A 16045-nucleotide genomic window follows, 5' to 3' on the forward strand; every position below is an offset into this window, starting at 1 on the left:
TCCGATACCTTTAGAAACAATTCAAATAATTCAATTCTGGAATAAGCTATTTTTTGTCAGTTTTCATTTCCTATTCCAAAGCTTTTTCTAATAACTTATCAAAACGGCTGTCCATACAGATACTGATATCTGTTGTAATAAATTTCCCATTATAAAACATGCTGAAAATAGTAGCAGGACTTGGTGCTGTTTGTGCCTGTTCCATGGTTTCAATTTTTATGATTTTGTAGGGTATGTCCCTTTTAGTCGCTGTTTCTATCAGAGAAGTTTTGGCGTGGAACTCTGCAAATGGACACCTGTTTGAATAATAAACAACTATCCCTACTTTCTCAGCACATTCACCACTGATTACAGACTCATTAAATCTGGGTGTTGGGGCATCGGGATCAATTTTCAACACTAAAAGACTGAACCCTGATGTTGTTTTCTGACAATCTACAAACCCCTGTTTTAAAAGCCATTTCGTATCACTCATAAAATGAAATTTCTTTGTTCCAACGACAGTAGTCAATCCACTCTTCCCATTTTTTTTTGCATCTTCAATAGCGGTTTCAAGCAAAGCTTTTCCATAGCCATTTCCTTTATATTTTCCAGATACCCAAAAACAGTTTACCAATAGATAATTAGGTGCATCTACAGGTACCCATCCCTTTTCAGCCGGCCCGTATTCAATAAAGACTTTTGCTCTCGCATCAATTCTACGGAAAACATAACCATTACTGAATTCCTTTTTCAACCAATCTTTTTTTAGCTCATAGCTTTCTTTACACTTCTTATCCGATATGGCACAGCAGATGTGTTCTTCTGAAATGTTAACGGTATTCAATTCTATAAATTTTTCCATATCGCTGACCCTTTCTTTTGATTAGTGGTCTGAATAATGATTTTATTCACGAGCCATTGTCGTTAAAATTTCTTTTGTACATAGTTGAAAAGGACAGAATTTGAATTTTCATATTGTGTTTCAACATCAATATAGCAGCATTTTAAACGTTAAACTGGAATCTGCTTCGTTCGTTTAGTCGAATTATTGTTAGTCATCCACATTGGTATTCATCGTTTGAGCGAATGCCTTAATTGTTTCTTCTCTGACGTCAGAGTAATCCGAAGAAATCTTAGCTATCTTTTTAGTGATTGCTTTATCAAAAAAGCTCATGTCCTCAAACTGGAACATCCCTCCAAAGTGTGCGGTGACAGTTGCCAGCTGTATTAATTCTGGCGGAAAGCTAGATTGTAGTTGATCTTTGATGACATCTTCGTCCTGCATCCCGCAAATAAATAAACCAAGACGTTTGCTTTTCAACATTTCAAGGTGGTCTTCACAGAAAGAAGTGATATCTTTACGTATCTGTCCCATATATATGGGGCCGCCGATGATGATCGTGTCGAAATGAATCAAGTCTTTGTTAACGCTGCTTTTCGCCTCCAAATAATCGACGTCATCATGGAGTATGTCTCCCAATATATGGGCAAATTTTTCAGTACTGCCGTATTTAGTAGCATAGACAATTAAAGTTCTCATCATTTCATCTTCTTCCATAGAAATATTTTTTTCAGCTGATAAAACACAGATTTTATGAGTTCTCTTTCAATGTCACTGAATTATTAGATGTCAATATAAAAACAGCTGTGTTCACAGGTATCGAGTGGACTTACTAGATTGGTTTGCCAAATATCACCCATAATACCGATCTTTATTGTTAAATTCATTATACCCAATCACATATTGATAGTTCATTGATTAACTCTTATATTTTTGTACTTTCAGTGTTATTTAAACAATTTTCAAATAGTAAAGTGAACATTTTTCTATTTAACATAAGAAAAAACCAAAATTCAGTACACTGATTCATGACATTTCATTCTCACCAAGCCGGAAAGTTCGATATTTTTCGTAAAAAATACATTGTGAATTATAAAAAAAAGGCGTTCTCAATAGCTCTTGAGAACACCTTTTTGCTGAGGTTTTTTGTAACGGTTAACTGCAAATAATTTAGTCTAGATAAGTGTTTCTCGCAAATAAACAAGCACAATATAAAATCAAATAACATTGACCCTATCTTTTCCGCTTTTCTATTTAATTCTCAGCTTAATTCTTTTCATAATTTCACGCTTCAAGAAAAGCGAAACAGCAATTAAAATTATCAGCCCAAATAATTGAAGTTCAAATGATGCTTTTATCCACAGTTTAAAAGTTGCTAATATTATAAACAATAAAATTCCAATTAAAATTCCTGTTTCTTTTTTCATACATACCCTCCTCAGCAGTCATTATGCCTTTTTCATGTTTTTCTATTTTCTTATAAAGGTCTATGTATATGCGGGAAATATCCGGAGTAAATAGCAGTAAGCAATATAAAGATTAAAGAACGTCACATAACGCACTTTAACAAACGAAGGATTGTTCATATAGCGTCTTCAAAAAAACTAGCTTTAATCCCTTAATCGTCATCATTTTTATTAAGTCTATTATACTCCATCACCTATTGATAATCCATTGGTTAACCCTTCTAAACTTGTGTGATTATATGGCTTGAAATCAAATATGAAATTCTAAAACGAACGATTTCCATTCACTTTTTCATGAAATGGTTCTCCTTATTTTATTGATAAAAAAGTAAATCTCGAGATTTTTTTATCACAAGATATTTATAACCTACTTTTCAGTCCTCAATTAATGCATGCGGTGTATCTTAGTGTAAAAGCGATAAAGGATTTGATATAATGTTAAAGTATATTTCAAATTCAGTAAATACATACTCATTAGGAGAGTTTAATTATGAAAGCAATGATCACAGGTATGAACGGAACAGTTGCCCCCTTCATTTATGAGGAATTAAAAAAACAGAATATTGATGTCGTGATTTGGAACCGTGAAGAAGTAGGCATAGATAGCGAGGACGTTGTTTTTAATTTTATCAAAGAGACACAACCTGACCTATTCTTCCATATTGCAACCGGACCAGTGGAATGGGTAGAGTATATTGCAAAAGCCACAAATGCGCTGGGCGTAAAACTATTATTCACAAGTACGGTTTCGGTTTTTTCTGAGAAAGGCACAGGTCCGTATGATATTCAGAGTGTGCCAAATTCAGAAGAAGACTATGGCCGTTACAAGATTGCCGGCGAGAATAGTGTGAGAGAACATAATCCGCATGCAATCATTACCAGGTTGGGCTGGCAAATAGGTTCCAAAACCGGATCGAATGATATGTTCGATTTTTTAGTAAAAGAACAGGAAAAAAATGAATTCATTGAGGCTAGTTCGAAATGGTATCCTTCGTGTAGTTTCTTGGAAGAAACAGCTGATACAATTGTTAATATCGCGCTGGAATATAAACCGGATACCTATCTGGTAAACTCCAATAAAAATTACAGTTTTTATGATATCGTTAACCACCTGAAAGAAATACATCAAACAGATTGGGAAATACGTGACATCACTTCTTTTGTTCGTGACGACCGAATGTATGATGATCGTATTAAAATCAAGGATTTATTTTAATCTAAACACACACTTAAATTGGTTTCATATCTTGTCTTCAATATAAAAGATCTATTCGAAGAAAAATAGCAGCAAGCTTTCGATTCTCTTAACGAAAAATATCTTCAAGTTTTTCTGTTCCACTTTATGAATTTCTACTGATTTTCGTATTTTTTCTATAAAAAGCCTATAGGATAGACAATTTCTGCTGTCTATTCTATAGGCTTTTTGTACTGATTATTAAAAAATATCAATAATTTAAATGGACTGTTATTCAATGGCTATGTCAAAATGAAACACTTCTTCTCGAATACCAAGAGATTCGTATAGCCTTATAGCAGGCGTGTCTTCAGGATCTGCTTGTATAAACACCACCCAGGCACCAGCTTTAACCGCCTCATCTTTCAAAAAAAGAATAAGATTTGTTGCTATCTGTTTCCTGCGGTAGTCCTCCTCGACAGCTAAGTCGTAGATATATACCTCACTTCGCTCTTTCTCGAATTTTTCCATCACATACCCCACAAGACCCGCAACCACTTTTTGATTGACTGTCGCAACACAGACAATGATATGCTTCTTAGACAGCAAAGATAATAGATACTCATCTGAAGGCTTTCCTCCTAAATAAGTATCCGGTTCGTTGAATGCCTCAGCAAAAAGTATATTTAAGTCTCTTAATGCAATCAAAGATTCACTGCCCTCATTCAATCGTGTAAACTGAATATCCTGAACTTGATCTTTCATTTCCATTTCCTCTTCTCTTGACTCTCAGCACATTTTTTCTACTTAACTAGTGTGAAGTCATTTTTTAACGAGAGCTGATTTCTGTGTATTCTTTGAAATGATCCAAAATAGACTGCCAGCCTTGCTGTTGATGTTCGAAGGAATACAACTTCTCTCCTTCAAAAGTTTCGATTATTTCTGTTTGATTATCTGTTGGTATAAAGGTGATGTTTACTTTTCTACCGTCATCCAAAGTATACGCAATGCGTTTTAAAGGTATCACTTCGGAATAGGTACCCGTAAAATCAAACCCATCGCTTTTGTCCTTCGCTTCCATTCTATATAGAAATTTCCCTCCTGCTGTCAAATCATTTTCTGCAAAAAGCGTGCACCAGTCATCGGATGCCCGATTCCATTTAGTGATATGTTCCGGTTTCGTCCAATATTCCCATACTTCTTTTACATTTTCATTTATAGTAGTTTTCACCATTATTTTTTCATTGATTTCTTTATCCACTTTACTTTCTCCTTTCTCCACAAAGATATCGCTAATACATCCCTAATGAATAAGCTTCACTTCATGTTAATTATACTAAATATATGTATCACATTAAAATATAACCATTGTTTTTCTTCATCAAATCAGAAAAGCTTTATGTTGCTAGTGATAAATAAAAAGCAGGATTCGTCTGTGAAGAGACAAATCCTGCTTATAAATTTTTTTAACTGTCTATGGGATATGACTGTTCAATGTCTTGCTTTGACTTCTCAAATTCTTCTTCGAAGTCATCCAACAGTGCACGCACGTCATCAGTTGTTTTTGTTTCCATCAACTGACTTCTTAAGCCACTTGCACCACGAATGCCACGGACATAAATTTTAAAGAAGCGGCGCAGAGGTTTGAACGACTGCTGCATTTCTGAAGAAAACTCATACTCATCAAAGAGATCTAAATGGCGTCTCAAAAGATTCAACATCTCAGTGCTGGTGTGCTCTTTCGGCTCTTTTTCAAAAGCAAAGGGATTCGTGAAGACACCTCGCCCGATCATGATGCCATCGACACCATATTTTTCAAACAGTTTCATTCCCGTTTCGCGGTCAGGGATGTCTCCATTGATTGTAATCAGCGTATGGGGAGCGACTTCGTCACGTAACTTCATGATATCCGGAATCAGTTCCCAGTGAGCATCATATTTGCTCATTTCCTTTTTCGTACGCAAGTGGATAGACAAGTTCACAATATCTTGCTTCAATAAATGTGTGATCCAGTCACGCCATTCATCCAGTTTGGTGTAGCCGAGTCTCGTTTTCACGCTTACCGGCAATCCGCCCGCTTTGACTGCTTCGATTAACTCAGAAGCAACTTCCGGACGACGGATCAGACCACTGCCTTTTCCTTTCCCCGATACATTCGGTACAGGGCAACCCATATTGATATCTATCCCTTTAAATCCCTCTTTCGCCAGCCCAATACTCATTTCTCGGAAGTGCTCAGGCTGATCCCCCCAAATATGGGCGACAAGCGGCTGTTCGTCCTCTGTAAAGGTCAAACGCCCGCGTACACTATTGCGCCCTTCGGGATGGCAATAGCTTACTGTATTCGTAAACTCAGTAAAAAACACATCCGGACGGCCCGCTTCACTTATGACATGACGAAATACAACATTCGTCACATCTTCCATGGGTGCCAGAACGAAAAATGGTTTAGGCAAATCTTTCCAAAAATTATCTTTCATGTTTAAATAAATCCTTTCACTATTAAAGTTACATTTAAGGTTATGAGAGTTTTCTGATTGATTACGTGCTCTAGTTGATGGTAGTTTCTATTATAAGAAATTTCCATACATCTAACTTTATCTATTTTAACTGTTATAACTGTTTTGTCAAATGCTAGTTTACTTTATATCCTTCTGCGAATGAATACTTTTAAAGAACGACCTTCAGATTTTGTCAGTAAGCATTTTAATATATGAAAGGTTTCATATTGAAAGTCTATTGTTTTTTTAATAATGCATAAAAGAGCACCCGATTCTGAGTGCTCTTTATTCGTCCATTCTATTATTTTTAATTTTTTTGATTGATTTCATTATCGGAAAAACAAAAACTGTTAGCTTAATACATTACTCATTTAAAATAAGAACCAGCCTGCTAAAAGGGCGAATGTAACACTGTAAATAACCATTTCAAGATAAAGTTTACCCATCGCTTTTCTATTTAAATACTTTGGCTTCATATATATAAACCCTTCGACATTATGAGGAAATGGGATCGCACTGCCAACATCAGTATATACGAACATCAGGCCACCCATAAATATAAAACGCAATAAAAAGCTAGTTTCACCCAATAAACCTAGAATTGGATATAGCACAATAGACATCAAAAGACCTCGAATTATCTGGGCTGGAAGAAACCATTTTTCTACATGCTTCTTATCGTTCTCATCTGACATGTCCCTAACATAATCAATTAATCGCTTTTGTTCTTCATATAAATCTTTACTTAACTTTAAAGCTATCGCCCCTGCAAAAGTATAAGCTCCTGTGTGAATTATGATAAACCAAAAACTAAATACTAGATATTTGATTTTGATCACCTCTTTTATTAGACATTAATAACATCCCATTGATTATGTCTTAATCAGAATCTTGATCTTTCTAGAGCAAGTACCTCATTATGAGATAGTTAGAACTAATTATATGTTTTTCTCTTAATATATTTTGACTTTTCCTAACAAAAAAACCCATTTACTATAACTTAGAAGTTAATTAATTTTAATATAGCTTTCCTCCCTTTCACTACTAATTTTCTTGATATAGTCTTGTTACCCGTATCTAAATCCCTTGTACAGAGCAGATAAAGACTCACCAATAGTAACAATGATTATTACAACTATTGTTACTACTATCATCCTTTCAAAGGATATCGGCATATACTCTTCGAATCTCTGCACGAATTCACTACTCCAAATATCCATATTGTAAATGACATTGATAAACAATGCCGCAGATATTACATTCAGCAACGCGGTTATGGCAGCTATTTTAAGTGTCCATCTGCCTTTTATTATTTTAATCAATTCTACCAAGATGTTGATAGTGAATATCAAAAAAACAATGAGCTTAAGCTCGGTAACTCCTTCTATATTAAAAAGTGGAATAAAACTAAACTCGCCGTCCACTCTATAATAAATACCGATTTTCTCATACAGAAAGAAAAATAATAGCAGAAATAGTGTACTGATAATAATAGAAAAGATAGATTCTCCTCTTGATATTAAAGCCTTCTCATTTTTTAATGCTGCTAATTGAGAAGGTTCCCATACACCCTGCTCTTTTTCAGTTTCAACGGATATTTCATTATACTCCAATAAAGCAAAGATTCCGGTCACCCAAGCTGCTCCCTGTAAGACAGCAGAAAACAAGGTGAATAGATAACCGCTAGCCACTTCAGCAATGCTCTCAGTGGAAAATATTGCTCCCAATCCTGACACCACTGATATCCCGATAACAATGGATATCATAACGATTTTCATGACGAAAAGATATTTGTAGAAGTATTTAGGTCCAATAAGATACCTTTCTTTTCCACGGTAGCGATTTGCCAACTCTCTTGGATTTCCAAGCTCAAGTAAAACTTCAGCGATTCTCTCTTCTTCAGAAAGAGCATCATCCTTTTCATGCATCATATCGTCAATTAAGGCTTTTAATTCACTAGCTACTTTTTTCCTGGATTTTTCCGGCAATTCTCTGGTAACTGCGTATATATATCTGTCAATCACTATTATTCCTCCTTAGTTTAAGTGATTCAAACAGTTCTGTTATTTCCATTGGCAGTTGACTCTTTTCTTATGTATATCACTTTACGCTAAATCTTTATATATCCGATTTATTTATCTCATTTCTTTCTCTTAGTATACTCTTCGATTCATCCTTGTGCCAAAGCGAACCCTTGATGGCTCATACTCAGCAAGTATGACTGACACATTATTGTGAAATCGCTTTCTTAAAAGAGTGTCAGTTGTATGATTGAGTGATTTAATATAAAATAAAAGTTTGGACATATATAGATTTACTAAATTATAAAAGGAGGGACTATCATGTCTCCAAATAGAATTGGTTTTAGCTTTTTACTGATTGGTATTTTTCTGCTTGTGGGAAAAGCTTTTCGGTACCGTACGAAATGGCTGCACAACTTATTCCTGCCAAGTTCAATCATTGCCGGCTTCATCGCGTTAATGTTAGGACCAGATGTTTTGGGAAGAATAACTTCCACCTTGCTGGATGAATCATCCTTATTTTATACAGGATTGATCCCGAAATTTGCGTTAGACGTTTGGCGTCCACTTCCTGGGATGTTCATTAATATTGTCTTTGCCTCACTTTTTATAGGTAAAGCCATTCCTAGCCTGAAGAAAGTTTGGCACACTTCTGGACCACAGATCGTCATGGGTCAAGTTGTATCCTGGGGGCAATACGTAGTCGGCTTACTGTTAACGTTATTCGTATTGACTCCTGTATTCGGGATGAACCCACTTGCCGGGGGACTGATTGAGATTGCTTTTGTCGGTGGACACGGTACTGCTGCCGGCTTGACGAATACATTTACTGACCTTGGATTTCCTGAAGGCCTTGATTTGGCTCTCGGACTGGCAACTGTCGGAATATTGAGTGGTGTTCTTGTCGGTATTCTGATCATCAACATTGCTTTTCGCAAAGGGGTAGCCAAACACGTCGGTGGTCGGCCATACTTTACTGAGGAGGAACGTGAAGCCATTGGCGAAACTTATGGGTACGACTTCGAACCTGACGTAAAGGAAGCAAAAGCAATTGAACCGCTGGCCTTTCACTTTGCTCTCATTGCCTTGGCGATCGTCATCGGCTACATTCTTCAGCAGGGGCTGATCCTTCTTGAAGCCTCAACCTGGGGAGCATGGTCAGACATCTATCTCCTCAGTTATATCCCGCTTTTCCCGCTTGCAATGATTGGCGGTATAGTGGTTCAGCTTGTCTCGGGGAAACTGAAAATAGATGATTATATCAGTCTTATTTTAATTAGTAAAATAGCCGGATTTGCACTGGACATTCTACTCTTCTCTGCACTGGCGACCATATCATTGGCAGTCATTGGTGATAATCTCATCCCGTTCTTTTTGATATCCATAACGGCAGTTACATGGAACGTCTTTGCCTTCCTGGTTCTCGGTCCTCGTCTGATACCGGATTATTGGTTTGAAAGAGGTCTTGGGGATTTCGGTCAGGCAACAGGAATGGCTGCGACAGGTATCCTTTTAATGAAAATAGCCGATCCTGATCATCAGACGCCTGCACTAGAAGGTTATGGATACAAACAGATTTTGTTTGAACCCTTTGTCGGCGGAGGTATCGTTACCGCTGCCTCCCTTCCGTTTATCTATCAATTCGGGCCCGTGGCCTTTCTGATACTATCAATTATCGTGACAATAGCCTTTTTAATCTTTGGCATCCTATATTTTGGCAGAAAAAAACGTGCTTAACTAACGAGATTCACATACGCAAACTATCCCCTGATTATTTTCATGGGATAGTTTTTTATTATAAGACGCAATAGACGTGTTTATGTGGTGTTCTTATACCAGTGTTTTTGCACTATTAATTGTGAAATCATTCTTAGTACCTTCCGCTTCAATAAATGAAGGCCCGAGACCTGCTTCACCTACCCAGTACTCGTCGACATTGGGTGGAATGGTAAACCCTAAGTGTGAGAGCCCGTAAATAATAGAGCGGGAAGCGTTCTCCCACTTCCTGTTCTTTATTATCATTGACAACTTCCGATCGTGTTTCCAAATCAGTAAGTTTCCCAAACCAATCATTGATGTTTAAAGGATAGCTGATCTGTTTAGGTAAGCTAGGTATGATATCTCATACCTTTTCAATCAATAAGATGAAATTCATATCTGGAGTTCTTCTATTGCAGAATAAATCTTATCTTGATTCAAGGATTACAATACTGACAACTACCCGGATCTGCCTGTTCTATTCCATTTGGATACAATTTCTCTTCATTGTGTCCACATTTATTACAGCTGTATTGATACGATAAAGTCAGTTCGGTCGGTTGTTTACACCATTCACAGAGCAGTCCCTTTTTTCTTTCCGTCGCTTTAAAACCCGGCCATTCGCAATTTGGGCATAGACTACGTATGTTTTTGACAAGGTCCCTAGTTGCAGCCTCGATGTTTTTCATACGCTTTGGATTATACAATGCTCTCATATCTGTTTCTAAGAAAACTTCGCTGTTAGTTGATTTTCCTAAAGCAAACATGACTGCTTTCTCCAGTTCTTCTTTTGTTGTAATCCCCTTGATCATTTCGCTTGAATCCTTTGAATGCTCACTTAATTTTACGACCATGCCTGTCTCGGGAAAACCAACGGATAAAGAAAATTCATAGGCTTCCGTAAAGCTATTTACCACTTTGTGTTTAAAATCAGTTTCAGTAGTCGTTGCAATTCCGCTGATCTCAATATCATTCTCTTTATCAACTAATAATACGACTTCTCGGTTGAAAGGAATAAAAGGGACAAAGGGATGAGGACCAAATGTTCCTTCACTGGCAATTGCCATGGTTTCTCCATATAAAGCCATCGCACCTTCAGCTTTACGTCGTGCCGCTTCAAACTGACCTCCAGTACGTTCGACATCACCGGTAAAAGTACCAAACTTATCCGTATCAAACCCTTCTGGTACAATAATTTTAATCTCCAGCTCTTTCTCCAATATAGGTGAAATGACTTCTTCCTTTTTGTGCATCGTTGCCAGGATACCGATCCTGTTTTGAAACAACGACTGCACGACTTCTTTTTGACCCATCATACATGCTCCTTTTTCGTTCACCATAAACATTTAAGACTCAATAGTGTAATAAAAATTATATTTTTACCTTCTTATATCATATCAGGTTGACGCTTTTACTGCATTTTTTTTTAAATCCCATTTATTCCTTCAGTATCGAGTCGCGCTTAACTTGAGAAAAATTTAACACCTCCTCTTGATTATCCTCTGTTTGCACTAGCTCTTTAACTGTGGTGTGAGGAATACTGCCGTTATTAAATTAAGCCTATTCATTTTTTTTTGCAAAAGTAGATAACTACGTTTTGATTTATCAGATATGACACTTCTCAGCTCTATTACAGTATAGCTCTGTATTAACAGATATATAAATTGCTGACAAAATCTTAATAACTTCAAATTAGATTTTCAGCTTTTAGTAGTCAGTGTATGGTAAAATTAAAACAAAATTAATGGTGAAAAGATAGATTATATCAGGTGTATAACTGAAGAAAGTCAATTATATAAAGTATGATTTATTTAAAGGAGGAAATTTAGATGAAAGCTGCAAAAATAGTTTCGTGGATTGGTTTGCTGGCAATGTCAGTAGGATTGATTAATGGATTCGTCAATGGAGATTTTCTTGCTGACGGAGGAGCGCTACTTGAAAATCCATGGGGAATCATGTCCTTGATTGATTTATACGTAGGATTCGCTTTATTTTCCATATGGATTGTTTATCGGGAGAAAACAATGTGGAAAATTATCGTCTGGGTTGTCACAATGATGATTTTCGGATTTTTAACAGGATGTATTTATGTCTTGAAAGCTCTGTATGAATCAAAAGGAGATTGGACAGTCGTTTTTCAGGGCATAGACAGGAGTGTAACTAATGGAAAAAGTTAGAGAATGGGGAGAACAACTAGCCCTTGTGTTTCAGAAGAAAACGATTGATGCCATATTTCCACCTTTGATCTTTTTTCTAACGAATCAATTGGGGTCTCTTGAATTTGCCAGTGGCATAACGCTCCTTTATCTTCTTATCCTCATCATTTATAGAATAGTCAGAGGGCATACAAAAAGATATGCTTTAGTTGGTGTAGGTGGTGTGCTCCTTTCTATCGGCTTCAGTTTATTATCAGGTGATGCAATCAATTATTATCTTCCTGGTATAATTTCAACAGGACTGATTGCCACCGCCTGTGTAGTATCGCTTATCGCTCACCGACCGTTAGCAGCTTTGTTAAGTCATATAAGTAGAGGCTGGCCAATCGACTGGTACATGCGAGACGATATTCGTCCAGCATATAGAAACGTCACGCTCTTATGGGCTGGTTACTTTCTGCTCAAACTGTTTATACAAACCGCTCTTTTTTTAAGGGGAAACTTCTCTGTTTACTTCTACATCAATACTATTATGGGTTGGCCGATGAACATTATTCTACTTATTTCAACCTATGTATTTGGAATCAAAGGTCTCAAAAAATTATCAGGGCCCAGTGTCGATGAATTTTTAAATGAAGAAAACCCACCTTATGAAGGCCAGCAAAAAGGATTTTAGCATAAGGCACCGTCTTAAAAGCATGTGTTTCTTAATAAACACGTGCTTTTATTGTTGAGGCCAGCACTAGTTTTAATTATGAAACTGCTATATAGTAATTTTTCACTAGACATAGCATGCATCTCCGTTCCAGTGATGTCCTTTATACATATTTATGATAGTTTTTAGGCAGTATATTATTCTTTCATTTTCATTTCTTGGCCTCTATATCTCTATCATCTTTAGTGAAGAGCTGTTACTAATAGCTCTAATCAAAAAAATACCAGAACTCACTTTTATATGAGTTCTGGTATTTTTTATATAATAAAAGGTAACGCTTGAATACATTGCTACAATTCTATGTCTATTTGCTATAAATATTAGTTCGACAAGCTAATTTTCTACTTGGCATCACTCTGTTGCTACTGATCTATCTGGCATGATTTTATACTGATTTTTATAAAACTGGATTGCTGCAATCCCAATTAAGAGTACTATCCCTATCAATGCAACATTTTGCAAGAAGTTGTATTGCCCTTGATACCCTTCCGGTGCCAATAAATAATTATAGATACCAAAGTATGCCCATGCTAAAGGGATTGGGAATATTGCATTTTCGGTACTTAATAAGACTAATAAAGTCAATCCTACTGCAACTAGAAGTATAATGGCACTCCAAGTCTCAGCAGCTATTCCGAATCTATCCCATTCAATTTTAACAAGCCAAGCCGCTATATTTACAACCGTTGCGATAAAAAGCCATCCTGAATATAAGCCGAATGTTATAGGTAGCAGCCAGCGTCTTTTCGTTTGTATTTTCCCAACTTTTTTTACAATTAAAACCATAACAATGAGAAAAGCAAAAATGAATAATGTCGACAGACCGATCAAGTTATAAGAAAAGCTTATAATCCAGACAATATTCAAAATACATGATACCCAGAAAAGATAACTGATTTCATCAATCGCACGTCCATAGTATAACTCTTCATTTTTAATGATCATAACTGCTATAGAGATAATCAAAAACGTGTATATCACACTCCAAATGCTAAAGGTGGAGGGTGCTGGTGTGATCAAAGTCGGATACATATCTGATACTTCTTTTTGCGAAAGCCCATTTATTAAACCAAAAGCTCCCATACCATTGACGATCAATGTGAGAATTAATAAAATTACGTTGATATATGCTTTAGTTTTACGTGTCATTTCCCCTACTCCTTTTATGTTTTTTGAAGTTCCTTATCACTATAACGTTTATTTTCAAACTTCAAAAACTGCTGTATTTTCTCTTAATTTATTAACTATTAACGAATAAGCTCTCTAGCTTACTTTATCAAACGAAATGATTTAAAAGATACATGTCTGAAACCCTTAAATCTTTTCAGCATAAGAAACAATCGCTCCAATATGCTTTTTATCAACATAATTAGTCGGATGATAATAACTATCGAGGATCGCTTCTTCATCCTCCGTTTTTTTCTTCTTTCTTTCCACGATTTTTATAAATACATTTAGCATCATTTTATTAATGCCTTTCACCTTAGAAAAATCAACACCCCCAGGCACATAAAAAAATGTATGAAAGGCTAATTGCTCCTTACTAAAATTATTATTTTTAATGTCAGTGATATCTTTCTCAACATTATTGTTGCCGGCACAGGCAACAATAATGATAGGTTTATCTTTAAACCATTCAAGGACTTTTTTAATTTTGTTTATTTTGCCCATATAAACGCCACTTCCAAAAATAATAGTGTCGTAGTCTTTTATTTCTGTTTTTTTAAATTCGGAAAAATCTCTTATTTCCCAACCTAAGTCTTCCGCAATCCAAGTTGCATACTGAAAAGTGTGCCCATATTTACTTTTATATAGAACAATATTTTTCATTTACCTTTTCCTTTCTTCAAGGTCTGAACTGCTTTGTCAGCTGCAATCTTTCCGGTCAAAACACTTATGGGCAACCCTGAGGGACTGAATGTCCACTGACCCGCTTGTAATATATCTGGAATTGGTGTGTAACTGGTTTTTTTTATTTTAGTCATCTTTGTTATCGCTGGTATGACATCGTTTGTAAAAGACCAGCCGGTTATCCCACCTTCAAGATTGCCACTCAGTCTTTCGATGGTGAGGGGGGTAGAACTGAATTGGTGGATCACTTTTTCCTTTATGCTTCCGTAAATACTGTTGTCAAGGACAGTAATCATCTTATCTTCAGCGAAATGCTTAAACTCTTCATAAAAACCTAGAGATTCAATATTACTGATATAATCATAATCCATTAAAACACTGACAATTAAACCCGTTTTCCCTTTTGGGGCTAGTTCTTCATTCCGCAATGAAGGGATGGCGATTTCATAAGTAGTATACTCCAGATACTCACTCATCCAAGCAAAAATTTCTTGTTTTTCGGTTGCTTGACTTACCGTTTTTAGTTTTTTAAAAACCTTGGATTGACCTGTTTTATCAGGTGTATAGAAAAAATGACCACTCGATATTTTTTGGAAGTAATGTTTGTCTAAATCAACGGCTAAATATAAGGAATAAATTGAATCGCCTGCTCTTTTTCCTCTGAGAAGTTTTTTCTGTCCCTCAATTTCTTGCTTGATTTTATTGTCATTAATGGTTTCCAGTTCGATCGCTTTATATAGCTGATTAGTATCAGCCGCCCAAATCAGTTGATCATATTCATAATACTGATTATTCTGATCAAGAAGAGATTTATTATTGCTATCAATTATTTTAATTTCTGTACCGGTCTTTATAACACCTTCTGATTTGATGATATACTCCTTTAGTTTCTCCGCCAAATCAAGGGTTCCCTTAACTGGGTATTCATAATCTAAGTATAGACTGAAATAGCTCAACGCAAATGAAGCAGGTGTCTTTTGAAAAAAGTGCTGACTTATTATATCGATCAAGGATTGATTATCGGTTAACTGGCTCAGATAATCATAAACAGGTACATTGAACTTTTTGATCTTGCCTGATTTTGCAGCAAACTTAAATAACCAGGGAAACAATGTTTTTAAGAGATATTCTTTATCTTTCTTTAAATCTTTGAATAAAGGATTCTCAATTCCATATAAAACGTCCATATAATCCATTACTTTTTTAATTTCACGAAGGATAACATCAATATCATTTTCACTATCGGGATAAAGTTTTACAAGCATTTCCCGATAATCATTCAGGCTGTCAATTTTTTCAACTCGTATTACTTCTTTTTCGATTCCGATCGTTACGACACTTTTGACAAATTCAACGTTTATATCAAGTTGCTTCAGCATCGGCTTAACAATTCCGGAATCTATGATCCCTCTAGCACCCGAATCAAACAAAAAACCGTCATAATAGAATGAACTCGCTAAACCACCGACATTATCTTCTTTTTCGCAAAGCATTATTTTATAGCCTTTTTTGGTCAGAAAAGCTGCACTTGTCAATCCGGCGATTCCCCCACCGACAATAACTGCATCATATCTCATTCT

16 protein-coding genes are annotated in these 16045 nt (G+C 36.0%); 4 read left to right on the forward strand and 12 right to left on the reverse strand.

The features are described from left to right. Positions 1-70: 70 nt before the first annotated feature. The 3 genes from ACO1PF_RS02740 to ACO1PF_RS02750 form a co-directional block, all read right to left on the reverse strand. Entirely contained in the window at positions 71-844 is a 774-nt protein-coding gene (locus ACO1PF_RS02740) for a GNAT family N-acetyltransferase (protein ID WP_423189826.1), read from the reverse strand. Positions 845-1033: 189 nt separating this feature from the next. Next, the gene (locus tag ACO1PF_RS02745; protein WP_423189827.1) at positions 1034-1525 is read right to left on the reverse strand and encodes a flavodoxin domain-containing protein; all 492 of its coding nucleotides are present in this window, start codon (positions 1523-1525) and stop codon (positions 1034-1036) included. Positions 1526-2073: 548 nt separating this feature from the next. Then, on the reverse strand, positions 2074-2250 hold the full coding sequence (locus ACO1PF_RS02750; protein WP_423189828.1) for a hypothetical protein: 177 nt from the start codon (positions 2248-2250) through the stop codon (positions 2074-2076). Positions 2251-2779: 529 nt separating this feature from the next. Between ACO1PF_RS02750 and ACO1PF_RS02755 the strand changes: the two genes are divergently transcribed. After that, positions 2780-3505 (forward strand): sugar nucleotide-binding protein, encoded by a 726-nt coding sequence (locus ACO1PF_RS02755; protein WP_423189829.1) that lies wholly within the window; start codon positions 2780-2782, stop codon positions 3503-3505. A gap of 249 nt (positions 3506-3754) precedes the next feature. Here the strand turns inward: ACO1PF_RS02755 and ACO1PF_RS02760 are convergent, their stop codons facing one another. The 5 genes from ACO1PF_RS02760 to ACO1PF_RS02780 form a co-directional block, all read right to left on the reverse strand. Further along, positions 3755-4228, reverse strand: coding sequence for a GNAT family N-acetyltransferase (locus ACO1PF_RS02760; RefSeq protein ID WP_423189830.1), 474 nt, complete (start codon positions 4226-4228; stop codon positions 3755-3757). Between the two features lie 64 nt (positions 4229-4292). Then, on the reverse strand, positions 4293-4724 hold the full coding sequence (locus ACO1PF_RS02765) for an SRPBCC domain-containing protein (protein ID WP_423189831.1): 432 nt from the start codon (positions 4722-4724) through the stop codon (positions 4293-4295). 205 nt (positions 4725-4929) lie between these two features. Then, the gene (locus ACO1PF_RS02770) at positions 4930-5943 is read right to left on the reverse strand and encodes a tRNA dihydrouridine synthase (protein ID WP_423189832.1); all 1014 of its coding nucleotides are present in this window, start codon (positions 5941-5943) and stop codon (positions 4930-4932) included. A gap of 392 nt (positions 5944-6335) precedes the next feature. Next, complete coding sequence (locus ACO1PF_RS02775) at positions 6336-6803, reverse strand: hypothetical protein (RefSeq protein ID WP_423189833.1); 468 nt, start codon at positions 6801-6803, stop codon at positions 6336-6338. Positions 6804-7031: 228 nt separating this feature from the next. Further along, positions 7032-7988 carry an HAAS signaling domain-containing protein gene (locus tag ACO1PF_RS02780; RefSeq protein WP_423189834.1) on the reverse strand — a complete coding sequence of 319 codons (957 nt, stop codon included), beginning with the start codon at positions 7986-7988 and terminating at the stop codon, positions 7032-7034. A 318-nt stretch (positions 7989-8306) separates the two neighbouring features. Here ACO1PF_RS02780 and ACO1PF_RS02785 point away from each other — a divergent pair, with 318 nt between their 5' ends. Continuing rightward, on the forward strand, positions 8307-9722 hold the full coding sequence (locus ACO1PF_RS02785; RefSeq protein WP_423189835.1) for a sodium/glutamate symporter: 1416 nt from the start codon (positions 8307-8309) through the stop codon (positions 9720-9722). 458 nt (positions 9723-10180) lie between these two features. Here ACO1PF_RS02785 and ACO1PF_RS02790 read toward each other — a convergent pair whose 3' ends face one another. Continuing rightward, on the reverse strand, positions 10181-11059 hold the full coding sequence (locus tag ACO1PF_RS02790; RefSeq protein WP_423189836.1) for a DUF6671 family protein: 879 nt from the start codon (positions 11057-11059) through the stop codon (positions 10181-10183). A 513-nt stretch (positions 11060-11572) separates the two neighbouring features. Between ACO1PF_RS02790 and ACO1PF_RS02795 the strand changes: the two genes are divergently transcribed. Together ACO1PF_RS02795 and ACO1PF_RS02800 are read left to right on the forward strand one after the other, a co-directional pair. After that, a complete protein-coding gene (locus ACO1PF_RS02795) occupies positions 11573-11920 on the forward strand; it encodes a DUF1475 family protein (protein WP_423189837.1) in 348 nt (115 codons plus the stop codon). Next, on the forward strand, positions 11907-12575 hold the full coding sequence (locus ACO1PF_RS02800; RefSeq protein ID WP_423189838.1) for a DUF3159 domain-containing protein: 669 nt from the start codon (positions 11907-11909) through the stop codon (positions 12573-12575). The genes ACO1PF_RS02795 and ACO1PF_RS02800 overlap by 14 nt, the downstream gene beginning before the upstream one ends. Positions 12576-12965: 390 nt before the next feature. Here ACO1PF_RS02800 and ACO1PF_RS02805 read toward each other — a convergent pair whose 3' ends face one another. The 3 genes from ACO1PF_RS02805 to ACO1PF_RS02815 all read right to left on the reverse strand — a co-directional run bounded on the left by ACO1PF_RS02805 (position 12966) and on the right by ACO1PF_RS02815 (position 16042). Further along, positions 12966-13763, reverse strand: a complete 798-nt coding sequence (locus tag ACO1PF_RS02805) for a TspO/MBR family protein (RefSeq protein WP_423189839.1) — start codon at positions 13761-13763, stop codon at positions 12966-12968. A gap of 165 nt (positions 13764-13928) precedes the next feature. After that, positions 13929-14444, reverse strand: a complete 516-nt coding sequence (locus ACO1PF_RS02810) for a flavodoxin domain-containing protein (RefSeq protein ID WP_423189840.1) — start codon at positions 14442-14444, stop codon at positions 13929-13931. Beyond that, positions 14441-16042 carry a phytoene desaturase family protein gene (locus tag ACO1PF_RS02815; protein WP_423189841.1) on the reverse strand — a complete coding sequence of 534 codons (1602 nt, stop codon included), beginning with the start codon at positions 16040-16042 and terminating at the stop codon, positions 14441-14443. The genes ACO1PF_RS02810 and ACO1PF_RS02815 overlap by 4 nt, the downstream gene beginning before the upstream one ends. Between the last annotated feature and the right edge of the window lie 3 nt (positions 16043-16045).

The sequence above is a fragment of the Alkalibacterium sp. f15 genome, from assembly GCF_049389645.1.
Lineage (GTDB): Bacteria > Bacillota > Bacilli > Lactobacillales > Carnobacteriaceae_A > Alkalibacterium.